The following is a 14002-nucleotide window of genomic DNA, read 5'->3' on the forward strand; positions in this document are numbered from 1 at the left end:
ATGGCTTTGAAGAATTATATTCTGAAGGAGGTCTCCTCAAATTTGAGGGCACCTATTTAGACAAATATGTACTGACCTCAAAATTGAGATGAGTGAATTTGCAGATTAGATTACTGAACGTATTAATCAATTTGAATTTGGAGAAAACAAGGATTATATAGTTTTTTTCGATTTTGGGAAAAACCCCCAAGGCGGCCGTATGTCTACTAAACAAAGGAAGGATATGACTTTCGCTAAAATTTTAGCGAAACCCCCTTACTTAACTAAGTGCGGTGAATTTTTTGTTTGACAAAATCACGGAAGCATTTATATATGCGAATCAGGTGCTTGAAAAACACCTTAAAATACCTAGCGGATTGGTTGCCGAAATAATCAGTCTTCCGCACATATTAAAGACTTTGACTCATTGTATGTATGTTGCATATAATGACCTCGTCGGGTGTAGTTATGCAATACAATACCCTTTAATGGGGAAAGCATAACGACGGACTAGGTACCGTGTTTTTCAGCACCCGGCGCTCTTTTTTGAGTGTCAATGAAAAATACCTATTACCTAGGAGTTCATCATGAACAATCTTATAGAGATTAAAGAAAGCACTGTTGGGCAGGAAACTGTTCAGACGGTCAACGCACGTGACTTACACACATTTTTGGAAGTGAGACGGGACTTTTCAAATTGGATAAAAGACCGTTTCAAAAAATACGAATTTGAAGAAGGAAAAGACTATATTATAACGCTCGCCAAAATTGGCGAACGTCAAAATGTGGTATTAAAAGAATATCATCTCACCTTAAGTGTAGCAAAAGAGCTTTCTATGGTTGAGAACAACAAGAAAGGTAAACAAGCCCGTCAGTATTTCATCGAATGCGAACGGAAAGCAAAACAGCCTTTAGACCTCGTCAGTGCTTTGCAGAATCCTCTCGCAATTAGACAACTGCTTTTACCTATTGACAAAATCACGGAAGCATTTATATATGTAAATCAGGTGCCTAACAAACACCTTAAAACATGTAGCGGATTGGTTGCCGAAATAATCAATTTTGCGTTCATTTTAAAGACTTTGACTCATTGTATGCGTATAGCGTATAGTGATCTTGTCGGGTGTAGTTATGCTATACAATACCCTTTATGGGGAAAGCATAACGACGGACTACATGCCGTGTTTGTTAGCACCCGGCGCCCTTTTGGGTGTCATTAACAAACATTAATTACATGTAGGTGAAAAAATATGAATACTCTCATAACAATATCAGAACAAACTGTTGGACAGGAAACTGTTCAAACAGTCAATGCACGTGAGTTGTGTGCTTTTTTAGAGGTAGGAAAAGATTTTTCTACTTGGATTAAAGATCGTATTACCAAGTATAATTTTGTAGAAAACCAGGATTATATAGTTTTCCCCAATTTTGGGGAAAACCTCCAAGGAGGCCGTCCTTCTAAGGATTACGCTATTACTTTAGACATGGCGAAAGAACTGTCTATGGTTGAGAACAACAAGAAAGGTAAACAAGCCCGTCAATATTTCATTGAATGCGAACGGAAAGCAAAACAGCCTTTAGACCTCGTCAGTGCTTTGCAGAATCCCCTCGCAATTAGGCAACTGCTTTTACCTATTGACAATGTTGCAGAAGCATTTATATATGCGAATCAGGTGCTTAAGAAACACCTTAAAATACCAAGCGGATTGGTTGCCGAGATAATCAGTCTTCCGCACATATTAAAGGCTTTGACTCATTGTATGCGTGTAGCATATAGTGATCTTGTCGGGTGTAGTTATGCAATACAAGACCCTTATGGGGAAAGCATAACGACGGACTTGGTACCGTGTTTCTTAACACCCGGCGCTCTTTTTGAGTGTCATTAAGAAACGTCTATTACCAAGGAGTTCATTATGAACAATCTTATAGAAATTAAAGAAAGCACTGTTGGGCAGGAAACTGTTCAGACAGTGAGTGCACGTGAGTTACATGCTTTTTTGGAGATTACATCAAAGTTTGCAGACTGGATTAAAAATCGTATTAAAGAATGTAACTTTCGAGAAAACATCGATTTTGTAACGCTTTCTAAAAATTTAGAAAAAGGTGGAAAGACGAAAGAATACCACATTACTTTAGACATGGGCAAACACCTTGCCATGATTGAGCGTAATGAAAAGGGACATCAAGCCCGTCAGTATTTCATCGAATGCGAACGAAAAGCAAAACAGCCTTTAGACCTAGCAAATACTTTGCAAAATCCCCTCGCAATTAGACAACTGCTTTTGGAGAGCATTACGCAATTGGAAGATTTGAGAACTGAGGTTAAAACACTTAAACCAAAAGCAGAAGCGCTTGAACATTTAAAACGCTCTGACGGTCTGTTTGCTTTATATGAAGCTGCAAAGATGTTAGATGTACGCCCCACAGATTTTACTAAGCACTTACAGTTTCATAAGTGGGCTTATCGTAATTTTCCGGGTGGACCTTTGTTACCTTGTCAGGATAAAATCAATAGAGGATTGATGGATTGTGTAATCCACACCATTCAAAAATCAGACGGAACAAAAATGAGCGTTTCCAGTGCAAAAATCACAGTCAAAGGATTAGCATGCCTAAGAGAGCAATTCCATGGAGGTGTGCAATGAGTAAAAGTATCGACTTTTTATGTGATTTATGGATGGCTTTGTTTCAGTTTGCTACTCGTGAGAATATTGCAATGGAAGACTGTAATACTCTGGTTGAAATTATGGACGTAGTAGAAAAAGCTTTAATTACAAAGCTTCAAAGTGAAACTCCAGATACTCTCAAGATACTGGCAATTCTTACAGGTTTTGGCGATTCAGAACTTCCCCGAACATTGGATCCTTTGTTGAAAGCTTATAGTCCATGTTCGGATGGAGTATCTTATCAGCTATAAAATAAACCACACTCCCCTTCCCATCTTTAAAAGGGTGGGGAGAGGGTCAGTTGTGTATTTGTATGCAGAGCAATTTACCTACATCGCTGAATAGAGAAACATTATGTCTACAAAACAACAGAAAACTAAAGCGCGTTTACCACGTGGGTTTGTTGATCGCACAGGTGTAGAGTTACAAGCACTTGAAACACCGATTTTTGAATATACAGATGCACTTGGAAAGTCTTTACCTGATATAGACCGCCCGAATGCAGGCGTTTTTTCTTTACAAGATGATGATAAACAATGGATGTCTTTACGCTATGACCTTACAGCGCCTCTTGCTCGTTATGTTGCGGAGAATTTTGAAGTCTTACCAAAACCTTATCGTAGTTACCGTTTAGGACATGTTTTTCGTAATGAAAAGTCAGGACCAGGGCGTTTTCGTCAGTTTATGCAATTGGATGCTGACATTGTAGGGGCAGCAACAGTGATTGCTGATGCAGAAGTCTGTATGATGGCGGTGGATAGTTTAGAAAAGTTAGGGTTTAAACGTGATGAATATGTCATTCGTCTGAGTAATCGGAAAATTTTAGATGGTGTTTTGGAAAATATTGGTTTGGGGGAAGATGAACAGTCAGACAAACGCTTAATTGTTTTCAGAGCTATAGATAAACTCGATCGACTTGGTTTGGAAGGTGTACGTTTGCTTTTAGGGGATGGCCGTTTGGATGAAAGCGGTGATTTCACAAAAGAAGCAGGACTGACTAATGACCAGATTGAGTATATCATTAGCTTACTAAATGCGAGAGGTGAAACTGCAGAGGGAACGATTAATAATCTCAAAAACATAGTTGACCGTAATGTTTGTGGACTTGAAGGAATTCGTGAACTTGAAGAAATGCAAGAAGTTTTTGACGCTAATGGTTATAAGGATTGTATGAGGATTGATCCGTCAGTTGTGCGAGGGTTAGACTATTACACAGGGCCTGTTTTTGAAGCTGAATTATGTAATACGTGTGAACAAAAGCTTACCTTTGGATCTATTGGTGGCGGTGGCCGTTATGATGGATTGATTGCACGCTTTCGTGATGACAATGTCCCCGCGACAGGTTTTTCAATTGGTGTGTCACGTTTAATGACGGCTTTGCAAAGCTATGAAACATTGCGTGTGAAAGAGAAGATAGGTCCGGTTGTGGTGTTGATGATGGATCAAAAGCCAGACAGTATTGCACGTTATCAGAAAATGGTGAAGCAATTACGCAACGCGGGCATTCGCTCTGAAGTATATTTAGGAGCATCGGGTATTAAAGCACAAATGAAATATGCAGATCGACGCTGTGCATCTTGTGTGGTGATTCAAGGGTCACAAGAGCGCGAGCGTGGAGAAGTCCAGATTAAAGATTTGGTAGAAGGTGCGCGTTTAGCTACTGAAATTAAGGATAATCAAACATGGCGTGAAAGCCGACCAGCACAAATAACCGTTAAAGAAAATCAATTGGTTGAAGCTGTGAAGAATATTTTGAAAAAATAAAAACAGCACAAATTCCTACGTGGGTGGAAGCTGAACACCTAACCTATGTTTATGCATAACTCTATTTTTGCGAACGATTATGCCAGCCTATCGTATCGAGCGAAGCATAGCATCGCGTAAAATAGCATTAATTCGCGTCTGATAACCTTTACCTTGACTTTTAAGCCATGCCAACACATCGGAATCTACGCGTACAGTCGTTACAGTTTTAGTTGGCTTGTAAAATGAATTACGAACAGCATTTTTCCAAAATTCACTATCTAGTGGTGGAATATCGCTATAATCAATTTCACTGTCAGGCATTTTAGCCAATTCATTAATTTCAACTTTCTGTTCATCAGTCAAAGGCAGTAGATTACTTACATCAACCTCATAACGAACTTTCTTCTTCATAACGCTTTCTCTCTTTCAAACTAGCACGTCGTGCTGAAATAATACGAATTACCTCTCCCCCATCTTTATCGTCGTAGATAGTATGAGCGACCAATAGTAATAAGAAGCCATTTACAAGACCCAAAGTTTGCCAACGATATTCTCCATTTTCAATACGATCCTGTCTCGTCATAGCAAATGGATCTGCAAAAACACGAACAGCTACCTCAAAACTTATATGATGCTTTCGAAGATTGTTTTCCGCTTTAATTTTATCCCACTCAAATCTTATTTTCATACTTTATTGTTAATACAATTATGTATGTACGTCAAGAGTTTCAAATCAAATATGTTTTATATTAAATTTCCACTGAGATAGTTTAGAGAGAGCGAGTGCAATTTGCCCCCTATGACACGTGGATACATTTTCTTCAAAACAAGTAATTGCAATGCGTTTTTTATCTAAGAACAGCTGATATAACTTTTCTATTGCAAGATGATTATCTTTAAGAGTTGTATTGTTATAGTCTTGAAAAAGACGCTCATAATCTTTTTGCGTTTTCAACTCTTGACGCTTTTCAGAAACAATACCTAACTCTGGAATATGCTTATATTCAATACCCAATGCATTTACAATTTTAGATAATTGCGTTTTAGAAAAACCATATTTCCGACTTAACAGATTTTTGCGAACATCACACAAAGTTTTGATATTATTTTTGATAAGACGATTGAGATAATTTTCAAAAGACTTCCCCTCATATCCAATGGTAAAGAAACAAAAGGTCTCATCCTTTGGTTGAAATGTATCAATTTTTTCTAAGTCTTTTTTCTCCATAATCTTATTTGCTATACAACTGTTGATAGCAAAATATGGATAGTTTTTGTAGACATACCGAATAAGTTCATCACCCTTGAGATTGCTAAATTTTTCAACAAATGAAGAAATTTTCTCTTGTGTAGCAAATTCAATATCAGAACTATAATCACTTTCCAGTGATGTAAGCTGCCAATCATTTTCGTTGGCAAGTATTCCTAATTCTATAAGCTTGCGTTTGTCAGCATAAGATTGAAAAGAAAAACAACCATATTTGTAAGGCACAAACTCATAACTTTGTTTTTCTTCCCATTGCGTAAATAAAAATAAGTACTCTTGAAAATCTGTCTTTGAAAGGCGTCCTCCAAATTCTTGAAGGAAAGCTAACAATAGTTTTTGCCGTTTGAATAGAGTCTTACCTTTTACTGTTTTCATAGTATTATTTCTGTATCTGATCGATGTAGATAAATTTGAAAAACCACTCAAATTCTAACAAATGCGCTGGTTTATGATTGCTTGGTATCAAGTCAGTAAAATTATATCACAAAACAGCATTTATGCACTGATAAAATCACCAATAAACTGTTTATTTTCAATTATTTATGCTGTTTTTTCTTTGGAAAAATGGACTATGTTATGCTATAGTAAAAGCAGCTTTTCATATCCGTATTTCATTTCAATTATTTTCCTTAGAAAAGATATCAAACATGCTTAATAAAGTCATTTTAATCGGCTATCTGGGTGCCGATCCAGAAAGCAGAACAATGCCATCTGGAGTAGAAGTGGCCAATTTTCGTATAGGCACTTCTCAAAGCTATGTAGATAAAACAACTTCTCAAAGAATAAATAAAACAGAATGGCATTCTATTGTGATTTTTAATCCGCATCTTGCAAAGATTGCGCTTCAGTATCTGGGCAAAGGTTCCAAAGTTTACATTGAAGGTCAATTACAAACACGTAAATGGCAAGATAAAAGCGGGCAAACACACTACACAACAGAAATTGTCTTACCGCAATATAAAGGTGAGTTAAAAATCCTTAATAGTGCTCAAAAGTCTGATTCTGACATGGCTACTCAAGAGCAAGCGGTGGCATGGGAGAATAGTAGGCAGGAGCAATATTTAGAAACGACTTTGAATGACAGAATCCCGTTTTAATCAGAGGTTTTCTTATGAAGAAACGAAAGAAACGGGGAAGACCTAGAATAGCCGGTCAAATAAAAGAACTCAATGGACGTATCTCGCGTGCAAAAACGCCTGATAAGTCTTTGTATCAACAGACACTTGAAATGCGTGCCAAGCGTTATGGAGCGAGTATTCAAGATGCGAAAAACCCGCTTATGGGTACTTATGTAGGGCGGTTATATTTATTGGAAAAAAAGATTAATCAAGATCAGTACGATGCATCACAGCAATATATTCAAGTGCGAAATGATTATTGGTGTGCAAAAGGGTTTCCAGGGGCTATTTATGATGAAACACCAATATCTTCTGATGATAGAGAAAGAGACAAGTGGGTTGAGACAGCAACTGATCGCTATGAAGCTATGCAAGAGGTTATTAGAGAAGCACAAGTTTTGCATCGTCGGTATAACCTTCATGATGCATTAGAGCATCTGGTTATAGAAGACCAACAATTGCCACATCTTGTCGGTTCTTTACGCATGGCTTTGAATGCTCTTCATAAATACTGTCCGGAAAAGAAAAAAACTTTGTAAACTTTAAGCAGCATCTTGAATATCAATAGTAACTGATTTTCCGAGAGTAAGGAGAACGGATTCTAAAGTATCTAGTTTTGTTTCATGATTTAGGTCTAACAATCGATCGATTTGTATAGGGTGAAGTTGCAAAAGACGCGCGAGATCGGCTTTACGCAAATTCTTTTCGACCATGGCATTATGGATTGCAATTTTTAAAGTGATCAATGAAGATACTTCAATAAAAGGGTAAGCAATATCATGAGTTCCAAAAGGGATGGTTTCACGGTCTTGAAAACGCCCTTCAATAACTGTTAAAAGTGCATTTTTAGCGTGTTCTAAAGCTTCTTTTTCATTGTTTCCATAGGTGATAAACTCTTGAAAGTCTTTCGCAATAACAATAAGGGTATCATTATCATCTTTAATGAATTTAATGGCATATTTCATTTTTACGTTCCTTTCATTGAGGTTATGATTTATTTCAAATCAAGATCTTTGAGGATCTTTTGAACCAATCCTGTCCCTAATTCCTTTCGCGCACCATGCATAGGTAAAACAGATTTTTTGGAACCGCGTTTTACAATTAAATGACCGCCTTTTCCTGGGATGAAACTACAGCCTTGTTTTGTGAGATATCTTTTCAATTCTTGACTATTCATAATAATAGAATAATATCTAAAATGTTTCAATACAACATAAATGTTGTTTTTATACATTAAAAAATTATATTTATTTGAGGCAAGATTGTGCGTTAAGTTCGCAAGTTAAGTACAACTAATACTGCATGTCATAAGCTTAATATTTGAATAATCAGATGTAATGAGAAAATTTACAACTTTTCTTTTATGAACATTTACACTTAACAAATACCATATTTAGGTTGATTGAAATAAAAAATACCAGATTATGATTTTTTAGTTGACATGAGGGGAGAAATAGTATTTAATGACATTGCTGCGCCTAAAATTACAGAATTATGTGAATTTTTCTTGTTGTTAAAGTTTCTGAAAGCCCTGTGAATGCAGGGTTTTTTATTAAACAACTCAAATTTAGTCACTCCTATTTATTGACATACACTTATTAACCTCACTCTTCTTTCCTCCTGAGAGTGAGGTTTTTTTATATCTCAGTTTCTCCAAAGGAATAACCCATGGAAAAAGTACAAGTGGTCATCACAAGACCTATGTGTGTTCTTGGTGATAACAAAGCAACCGTTCGTTTTGAGCCTTCCACAAAAAGTAACCCATTCGTTGAGGTTTCTTATCAGGTTTATGATCGTCTCAAACGCGCTGGTGCTGCTAAGCTTTATCAACAATGGCTATCACAAACCGTTAATGAAAAACCTAAACCTAATGAACAAGAGGTTTCTATACCAGAACCTGATGAACAAGAGATCTCTGTAGATATCAGTACTCAAGAGGTTACACAGGTCGTTGAAGAAGTTGAACAAGCTGTTGATGAAAAACTAGAGCTTGGTAAGCAAGAGGTTTCTATACAAGAGTCTCATGAGCAAGAGGTCTCTACAGATGGAGATACTCAAGATACTGAACAGACTACTGAAGAAATTGAGCAAACGTCTATAAAAACCGACAAACAATCTCCAAAAGCAAAAACTTCTAAATCCTCGACGCGTACGACTAAAAAGGCTTAAACTGTGAAGTCAAATAGCCATGCAAAGCAAGTTGAACGCTTTGCTGAAACTGTTAAAAATTATATCACGCGCTTAACAAGCATTTTAGCAGAGCCAAATACTGAAGTACGGCAAGCTTTTGACAGTTTCTTAGCAAAATTGCGTGATGATTTAAATAACACGACCACAGAAGGCGATGCGATTGAAATGCTTGCACAGCATATTATCATGCTTCCTGTGTTTAAAGTGTTGTTTGAAGAATATCAGTTTACTCGTGAAAATCCTGTGTCACGTGCTATACAACGTGTGCTTGATGCGCTTAAGAAAGCTAACTTTGAGCAAGAATCTAAAGATCTTGAAAGCTTTTACGCTGGTGTAAAATTACGGGCCAGTGGACTTACCGATCCACAAGAAAAGCAAAACTTGATTTTAGAGATTTACGAAAAATTTTTCCGTTATGCATTTCCACGCACTGCTCAAAAACTGGGTATTGTCTACACTCCTATTGAGGTTGTAGATTTTATTATTCACTCAGTCGATGAAGTATTACAAACTGAATTTGGCAAAACACTTGGTTCACCTGGTGTTAAGATTATGGACCCGTTTACGGGAACGGGAACTTTTATCACACGACTTTTACAATCTGGACTGATTAAAAAAGAGGAGATGGAATATAAGTTCCGTCATGAGATTTATGCCAATGAAATAGTACCATTAGCATACTATATCGCGGGTATTAATATTGAAGCCACATATCATAGCATTATGGGTGGAGATTATGTGCCATTTGAGGGGCTTTGTTTAACCGATACATTCCAGCTTTATGAGCAGGGAAAAGATCAGATGAGTGATTTGAATAAAGCAAAACAGTAAATGTCAGTCACGTCAGGAAAAACAAGATATTTGTGTCATTATTAGCAATCCTGCTTACCCCTTAGAATTGTTTCAACGGGTGATTACTGTAAGTTTAGAAACAATGAAAATTGTTCATAATCTTCCAAAATTGGAAATGAGAGAAGTCAAAGATACTCAAAAAACTCTACACTAAAAAGGATTAGGTTTTGGGGTTAAAGATCCATGCCAAGTGGTATCTGCAACAGGCAGAAAATACTTTTACGAGTCTTCAAGCTCCACGTCTTCATTGGGCTTTGCGTAATGCTATTAACACTACGGCAAAGCAGGTTGAGCGTTTTGCAGAAAAGAAAGTTGCAGAGGATGCTTCAATTCCACCAAAGCGTGTTAAGAAAGGTGTCTACATTAGCGGTAAAGCCACAGCTAAATTTCTTGAAGCGGATATCATTGGTTCAGCTTCTCTACTCCCTCTTAAGATTTTTAAGACAAGGGAAACGAAACGTGGCGTGATTTATAAAATCTTCGGCAAAAGAGAAGTCATGCCCCATGGTTTTATCCGAGGAGGGAAATTTCCAGAGCGTGTCGATTTAAAAATGGGCGGACATGTCTTTATGAGAACAAGTGGAGATAAGTTCCCCATTGCAAAACAAGACGGTACCTCGATTGCTTACGTCATGTCTAAACCAAAGGTCTCAAGTTCTATTGAACACCATGCCCGTGAGAGACTAACCAAAAATATACAGAGCCAAATTGCTCGGCAAGAATATATGGTTAATCAAAAGGTCCCACGCTCTTAAACCATACCAATTACATACAAAGCATATGATGATGATTTTAATGTTTCAAACCAAATTATCGGAAGAAAAGTTTTTAAAAGGTACTTTCCAGTGGGGTAGGTGTGTTGCGGGGCAATCAAGCGCAACATATCGCTAGCGACAGAATTTTCAAATAACTGTACATTGTACACATAACCTATTGATAAATAACAATTTATATGCGTGCATTGTACAATGTTTCTATTTTATAACGGGATAGTCTCTAAGCCATTTGTTTAAATTTATCTATTTTAGCAAATTCGTCAGCTTTTTCAGTTTGTAGTACATTAACATCGTAAGCAGCTTGCATGTTAAGCTGAGAAGATGTCAATCACGATAACTTTTCTGTAAATCTTGCTCAATAAGATGCCGGACATAACGTGTATAAGGGATAGCTTGGTTTTTAGCTTTTTCCTTTAAAGCGCTCATAAGTGCTTGAGGTAAACGAATATTAATAGAAGCTTCTTTAGGTAGAAATTCAAAATGAACAGGTTTAAAGCCACTTAAATCATACTCTGTGAGATCTGCAGTATCTACAAAGTTTTCTGCTTCTTCATCTGTTTTAAAAACAGGCATCTGTTTCAACTTAGAGGTTTTCATAAAAATCAATTTCCTTTTGATGCATATAGCGAGCACTAATGGGGCGCACGAATAATTTATTGTTCATTGTTCTTAGGGTAAAAACTAAAAAAATGTATCGCTCATTATAGCTTTTCCCGATAGCTCTCAACCGTTCTTCTTTAACATTTGGATCATCTTTAATAACTAGATGACCATGACCGGAGAATAGATACTCAATTTCTTTTTTAGAAACTCCATGTTTAGCACATTTAGGCCAATTACCTTCGTCCCAGTTTATACCGCATATCTTAATGTTTTTCATAACATATGTATATCAAAATGTATCTACAAATACAATAAGATTTTCAAAAAAATATTCAAACACGGAAGATTATGAATAAAAAGAATAGAGAAGGAATATCGGCTCGAGCGTTTGCGAAGAAAATGGGCGTTTATCCTAACGCGGTCGTTTCTCGTTTTAAGACGGGAAAGTTTGATGAAGCGCTTTATGATGATGGTTCGATCAATGAAAAATTAGCAACAGCTTTATGGAATGAGAATCCCACCAAGCAAGCCTATATTGTAGGCGATGATGGAAAGCCTCGCACAAAGACAAAGCAGGATTCTATAGAAGGAGCTAATGAACACAAGATAAAACTCCAGAGAATGCAAGTCGCTCTTGAAAGTGAAACGATTGATCTTGAGCAAAAGAAAGAAACAACACTTGATCGTGAACAAGTAAAGAGAGAAGCACGTAATTTTGGAAGAGCTTATCGTGATATCATGTTGCATTTTCCTCATCGTTACGGTGCGCGTATTGCAGCAAAGGTTGAGTGTAATGCCGCAAGTCTGATTGGTGCCATTGATCACTATATCCGAGAAGCTTTGCAGGAGGCAATAAAAGTTCCCGTCCCTTTCCATGATCAAGACCCTCCCGATCATAAGGAGGAGAAGAGTGACTGATACAGGAGAAGGGTTTTTTTATTTTCATGCCAGTGAAGCATGTCAACCAGATCCCCCTTACACAGTTTCACAATGGGCAGATAAAAACCGTTATTTGAGTACAGTAGCCAGTGCTGAACCTGGATTATGGAGAACTAAACGTACCCCTTATTTACGGGAAATCATGGACAATCTTTCCTCTTACGTCCCAATTGAAAAAACAGTTGTGATGAAAGGTGCACAGATTGGTATGTCAGAGGCTGGCTTGAACTTTTGTGGTTATGCTATTCACCATAGTCCTGGCCCTGTTCTTTATGTGATGCCTACAGTTGAGATGGCTAAGAAAGTATCTAAGACCCGTCTTGACCCTATGATTAAGGCCAGCCCTGCATTAAACGAACGTATCTCCCCTGCCCGCGCTAGAGACAGTAGGAATACAATGTTTTCGAAAGAATTTGATGGTGGGGTATTAATGCTTACAGGAGCTAATAGTGCTGCTGGCTTGCGATCAATGCCTATTCGTTATTTGGTTCTTGATGAAATTGATGGCTATCCATTGAATGTTGATGGAGAAGGAGATCCTGTCAATCTTGCTGAAGCACGTACCGCAACTTTTATTCAACGAAAGATTTTTAAATTATCAACACCAACTCATCGTGACACAAGTCGTATAGCTAAAGATTTTGTCCTAGGAGATCAGAGATATTACAATATTCCTTGTGATGGATGTGGTACACTTCAACCCATTGTTTGGTCACAAATTAAATGGCCAAAAGGGGCTCCTGAACAGGCTGTATTTGTTTGTGCACATTGTGGTCATGAGCATGCTGAACACCGTAAGGAAGATTTATTATCTGAAGAAAGGGGGGCTTGTTGGATACCAACAAAAGAGCCAATTAGACCTCGTTTGCGCTCTTACCATATTTCAGCACTCTATTCACCTTGGATGACATGGGGAGAGTGTGCTCTCAAGTTCTTAGAATCTAAAGATGACCCCGCACTTTTACAGACTTTTGTTAACATCATTCTAGGTGAACCATGGGAAGATAAATCAGGAGAAGTCATTGATCCAGATAGCCTGTATGCCCAACGTGAAGACTATCCTCTTGCCCCTGCCAAAGCAGTCCTTCTCACAGCAGGCATTGATGTACAAAATGATCGCTTAGAGCTTGAAGTTGTAGGTTGGGGACGTGGTGAGGAAAGTTGGAACATTGATTATCAAGTCTTCCCTGGTGATCCCTCTTCCTTAGAGGTTTGGGATCAATTGGATGAGTATCTTCAAAAACGATGGCCTCATCCTGGTTTTAAAGATGGAATAGAAATAGCAGCAGCTTGTATTGATACAGGGGGTAACCATACACAAGCCGTTTACAATTATGTACGTCCTCGTGAAGGTAGACGTATCTGGGGCATTAAAGGACACGCAGGATCACGCCCTGTATGGCCACGTCGCCCCAGTAAAAACAACAAAGGACAGATTAATTTATATATCGTTGGTGTTGATTCAGCAAAAGATACCATCACAAGGCGCTTTAAAAATCAGGTCCTGAAACGTCAGGAGCTGGTGCAACGCATTTTCATAAAAACCTTGATAGAGAATATTTTGAGCAACTCACTGCTGAAAAAAAGGTCATCAAATATTTCAAAGGTCATCAGCGGATAGAATGGCATAAAAGTGAAACAGCAAGAAATGAAGCTCTCGATTGTAGGGTTTATGCTTATGCTGCCTTACAGGGTCTGATCTTAGCAGGTCTCAATCTTAATAAAGAAGTCGACATCTTAGAAGAGCGTTTGAAAAACATTGAAACTTCTTCAACCACAGTACCAAAAAGACTGAGACCAGAACCTGAAAAAAAACAAACCGTAATAAAAAGAAACCCTTATATGCAACGAGGTTGGGGATGGTAA

17 protein-coding genes and 2 pseudogenes are annotated in these 14002 nt (G+C 37.7%); 12 read left to right on the forward strand and 7 right to left on the reverse strand.

Annotation, left to right across the window (positions count from 1 at the left end; genetic code table 11):
- Positions 1-566 precede the first annotated feature (566 nt).
- From BWD162_RS05365 to hisS, 5 genes are all read left to right on the forward strand, one after another.
- A complete protein-coding gene (locus BWD162_RS05365; RefSeq protein ID WP_078705742.1) occupies positions 567-1199 on the forward strand; it encodes an antA/AntB antirepressor family protein in 633 nt (210 codons plus the stop codon).
- Positions 1200-1229: 30 nt separating this feature from the next.
- Positions 1230-1865: an antA/AntB antirepressor family protein gene (locus tag BWD162_RS05370; protein WP_078705743.1), complete on the forward strand. Its 636-nt coding sequence runs from the start codon at positions 1230-1232 to the stop codon at positions 1863-1865.
- A gap of 27 nt (positions 1866-1892) precedes the next feature.
- Positions 1893-2624 carry an antA/AntB antirepressor family protein gene (locus tag BWD162_RS05375; RefSeq protein ID WP_078705744.1) on the forward strand — a complete coding sequence of 244 codons (732 nt, stop codon included), beginning with the start codon at positions 1893-1895 and terminating at the stop codon, positions 2622-2624.
- Complete coding sequence (locus tag BWD162_RS05380) at positions 2621-2896, forward strand: hypothetical protein (RefSeq protein ID WP_078705745.1); 276 nt, start codon at positions 2621-2623, stop codon at positions 2894-2896. The genes BWD162_RS05375 and BWD162_RS05380 overlap by 4 nt, the downstream gene beginning before the upstream one ends.
- A 103-nt stretch (positions 2897-2999) precedes the next feature.
- On the forward strand, positions 3000-4409 hold the full coding sequence (hisS, locus tag BWD162_RS05385; RefSeq protein ID WP_078705746.1) for a histidine--tRNA ligase: 1410 nt from the start codon (positions 3000-3002) through the stop codon (positions 4407-4409).
- An 87-nt stretch (positions 4410-4496) separates the two neighbouring features.
- Here hisS and BWD162_RS05390 read toward each other — a convergent pair whose 3' ends face one another.
- From BWD162_RS05390 to BWD162_RS07975, 3 genes are read right to left on the reverse strand one after another with little or no spacing between them, the layout of a single operon-like run.
- Entirely contained in the window at positions 4497-4802 is a 306-nt protein-coding gene (locus BWD162_RS05390) for a BrnA antitoxin family protein (RefSeq protein WP_078705747.1), read from the reverse strand.
- Positions 4780-5079, reverse strand: a complete 300-nt coding sequence (locus tag BWD162_RS05395) for a BrnT family toxin (RefSeq protein WP_078664137.1) — start codon at positions 5077-5079, stop codon at positions 4780-4782. Before BWD162_RS05395 ends, BWD162_RS05390 begins: the two co-directional genes overlap by 23 nt.
- A gap of 45 nt (positions 5080-5124) precedes the next feature.
- Positions 5125-6033 (reverse strand): DUF488 domain-containing protein, encoded by a 909-nt coding sequence (locus tag BWD162_RS07975; RefSeq protein WP_078705748.1) that lies wholly within the window; start codon positions 6031-6033, stop codon positions 5125-5127.
- 272 nt (positions 6034-6305) lie between these two features.
- On the opposite strand from BWD162_RS07975, the gene ssb reads away from it, so the two are divergent.
- A complete protein-coding gene (gene ssb / locus BWD162_RS05405; protein WP_078705504.1) occupies positions 6306-6755 on the forward strand; it encodes a single-stranded DNA-binding protein in 450 nt (149 codons plus the stop codon).
- 14 nt (positions 6756-6769) lie between these two features.
- A complete protein-coding gene (locus BWD162_RS05410; protein ID WP_078705749.1) occupies positions 6770-7315 on the forward strand; it encodes a hypothetical protein in 546 nt (181 codons plus the stop codon).
- 3 nt (positions 7316-7318) lie between these two features.
- On the opposite strand, the gene BWD162_RS05415 is transcribed toward BWD162_RS05410, so the two are convergent.
- Together BWD162_RS05415 and BWD162_RS05420 are read right to left on the reverse strand one after the other, a co-directional pair.
- On the reverse strand, positions 7319-7741 hold the full coding sequence (locus BWD162_RS05415) for a type II toxin-antitoxin system HicB family antitoxin (protein ID WP_078705750.1): 423 nt from the start codon (positions 7739-7741) through the stop codon (positions 7319-7321).
- A 29-nt stretch (positions 7742-7770) separates the two neighbouring features.
- Positions 7771-7953 carry a type II toxin-antitoxin system HicA family toxin gene (locus BWD162_RS05420; protein ID WP_078663497.1) on the reverse strand — a complete coding sequence of 61 codons (183 nt, stop codon included), beginning with the start codon at positions 7951-7953 and terminating at the stop codon, positions 7771-7773.
- A 491-nt stretch (positions 7954-8444) separates the two neighbouring features.
- Here BWD162_RS05420 and BWD162_RS05425 point away from each other — a divergent pair, with 491 nt between their 5' ends.
- From BWD162_RS05425 to BWD162_RS05435, 3 genes and pseudogenes are all read left to right on the forward strand, one after another.
- Positions 8445-8945 (forward strand): hypothetical protein, encoded by a 501-nt coding sequence (locus BWD162_RS05425; RefSeq protein WP_078705705.1) that lies wholly within the window; start codon positions 8445-8447, stop codon positions 8943-8945.
- Positions 8946-8987: 42 nt separating this feature from the next.
- Positions 8988-9855: pseudogene (locus BWD162_RS05430) on the forward strand (N-6 DNA methylase); the annotation flags it as partial.
- Positions 9856-9985: 130 nt separating this feature from the next.
- Positions 9986-10573 (forward strand): hypothetical protein, encoded by a 588-nt coding sequence (locus tag BWD162_RS05435; protein ID WP_078705706.1) that lies wholly within the window; start codon positions 9986-9988, stop codon positions 10571-10573.
- Positions 10574-10918: 345 nt separating this feature from the next.
- On the opposite strand, the gene BWD162_RS05440 is transcribed toward BWD162_RS05435, so the two are convergent.
- Together BWD162_RS05440 and BWD162_RS05445 are read right to left on the reverse strand one after the other, a co-directional pair.
- Complete coding sequence (locus BWD162_RS05440) at positions 10919-11191, reverse strand: CopG family antitoxin (RefSeq protein WP_078705751.1); 273 nt, start codon at positions 11189-11191, stop codon at positions 10919-10921.
- A complete protein-coding gene (locus BWD162_RS05445) occupies positions 11178-11474 on the reverse strand; it encodes a BrnT family toxin (protein ID WP_078663675.1) in 297 nt (98 codons plus the stop codon). Before BWD162_RS05445 ends, BWD162_RS05440 begins: the two co-directional genes overlap by 14 nt.
- 71 nt (positions 11475-11545) lie before the next feature.
- On the opposite strand from BWD162_RS05445, the gene BWD162_RS05450 reads away from it, so the two are divergent.
- Both BWD162_RS05450 and BWD162_RS05455 read left to right on the forward strand, forming a co-directional pair.
- Positions 11546-12115, forward strand: coding sequence for a hypothetical protein (locus tag BWD162_RS05450; RefSeq protein ID WP_078705752.1), 570 nt, complete (start codon positions 11546-11548; stop codon positions 12113-12115).
- Positions 12072-14002 (forward strand): annotated as a pseudogene (locus tag BWD162_RS05455) (phage terminase large subunit family protein). The gene BWD162_RS05450 and the pseudogene BWD162_RS05455 overlap by 44 nt, the downstream one beginning before the upstream one ends.

This window comes from Bartonella sp. WD16.2 (assembly GCF_002022505.1).
GTDB lineage: Bacteria > Pseudomonadota > Alphaproteobacteria > Rhizobiales > Rhizobiaceae > Bartonella.

What these genes read in the sequence shown, in the direction of transcription:
- BWD162_RS05365 (WP_078705742.1), top strand. Translation starts at nt 567, where the DNA reads ATGAACAATCTTATAGAGATTAAAGAAAGCACTGTTGGGCAGGAAACT.
- BWD162_RS05370 (WP_078705743.1), top strand. Translation starts at nt 1,230, where the DNA reads ATGAATACTCTCATAACAATATCAGAACAAACTGTTGGACAGGAAACT.
- BWD162_RS05375 (WP_078705744.1), top strand. Translation starts at nt 1,893, where the DNA reads ATGAACAATCTTATAGAAATTAAAGAAAGCACTGTTGGGCAGGAAACT.
- BWD162_RS05380 (WP_078705745.1), top strand. Translation starts at nt 2,621, where the DNA reads ATGAGTAAAAGTATCGACTTTTTATGTGATTTATGGATGGCTTTGTTT.
- hisS (WP_078705746.1), top strand. Translation starts at nt 3,000, where the DNA reads ATGTCTACAAAACAACAGAAAACTAAAGCGCGTTTACCACGTGGGTTT.
- BWD162_RS05390 (WP_078705747.1), bottom strand. Translation starts at nt 4,802, where the DNA reads ATGAAGAAGAAAGTTCGTTATGAGGTTGATGTAAGTAATCTACTGCCT.
- BWD162_RS05395 (WP_078664137.1), bottom strand. Translation starts at nt 5,079, where the DNA reads ATGAAAATAAGATTTGAGTGGGATAAAATTAAAGCGGAAAACAATCTT.
- BWD162_RS07975 (WP_078705748.1), bottom strand. Translation starts at nt 6,033, where the DNA reads ATGAAAACAGTAAAAGGTAAGACTCTATTCAAACGGCAAAAACTATTG.
- ssb (WP_078705504.1), top strand. Translation starts at nt 6,306, where the DNA reads ATGCTTAATAAAGTCATTTTAATCGGCTATCTGGGTGCCGATCCAGAA.
- BWD162_RS05410 (WP_078705749.1), top strand. Translation starts at nt 6,770, where the DNA reads ATGAAGAAACGAAAGAAACGGGGAAGACCTAGAATAGCCGGTCAAATA.
- BWD162_RS05415 (WP_078705750.1), bottom strand. Translation starts at nt 7,741, where the DNA reads ATGAAATATGCCATTAAATTCATTAAAGATGATAATGATACCCTTATT.
- BWD162_RS05420 (WP_078663497.1), bottom strand. Translation starts at nt 7,953, where the DNA reads ATGAATAGTCAAGAATTGAAAAGATATCTCACAAAACAAGGCTGTAGT.
- BWD162_RS05425 (WP_078705705.1), top strand. Translation starts at nt 8,445, where the DNA reads ATGGAAAAAGTACAAGTGGTCATCACAAGACCTATGTGTGTTCTTGGT.
- BWD162_RS05440 (WP_078705751.1), bottom strand. Translation starts at nt 11,191, where the DNA reads ATGAAAACCTCTAAGTTGAAACAGATGCCTGTTTTTAAAACAGATGAA.
- BWD162_RS05445 (WP_078663675.1), bottom strand. Translation starts at nt 11,474, where the DNA reads ATGAAAAACATTAAGATATGCGGTATAAACTGGGACGAAGGTAATTGG.
- BWD162_RS05450 (WP_078705752.1), top strand. Translation starts at nt 11,546, where the DNA reads ATGAATAAAAAGAATAGAGAAGGAATATCGGCTCGAGCGTTTGCGAAG.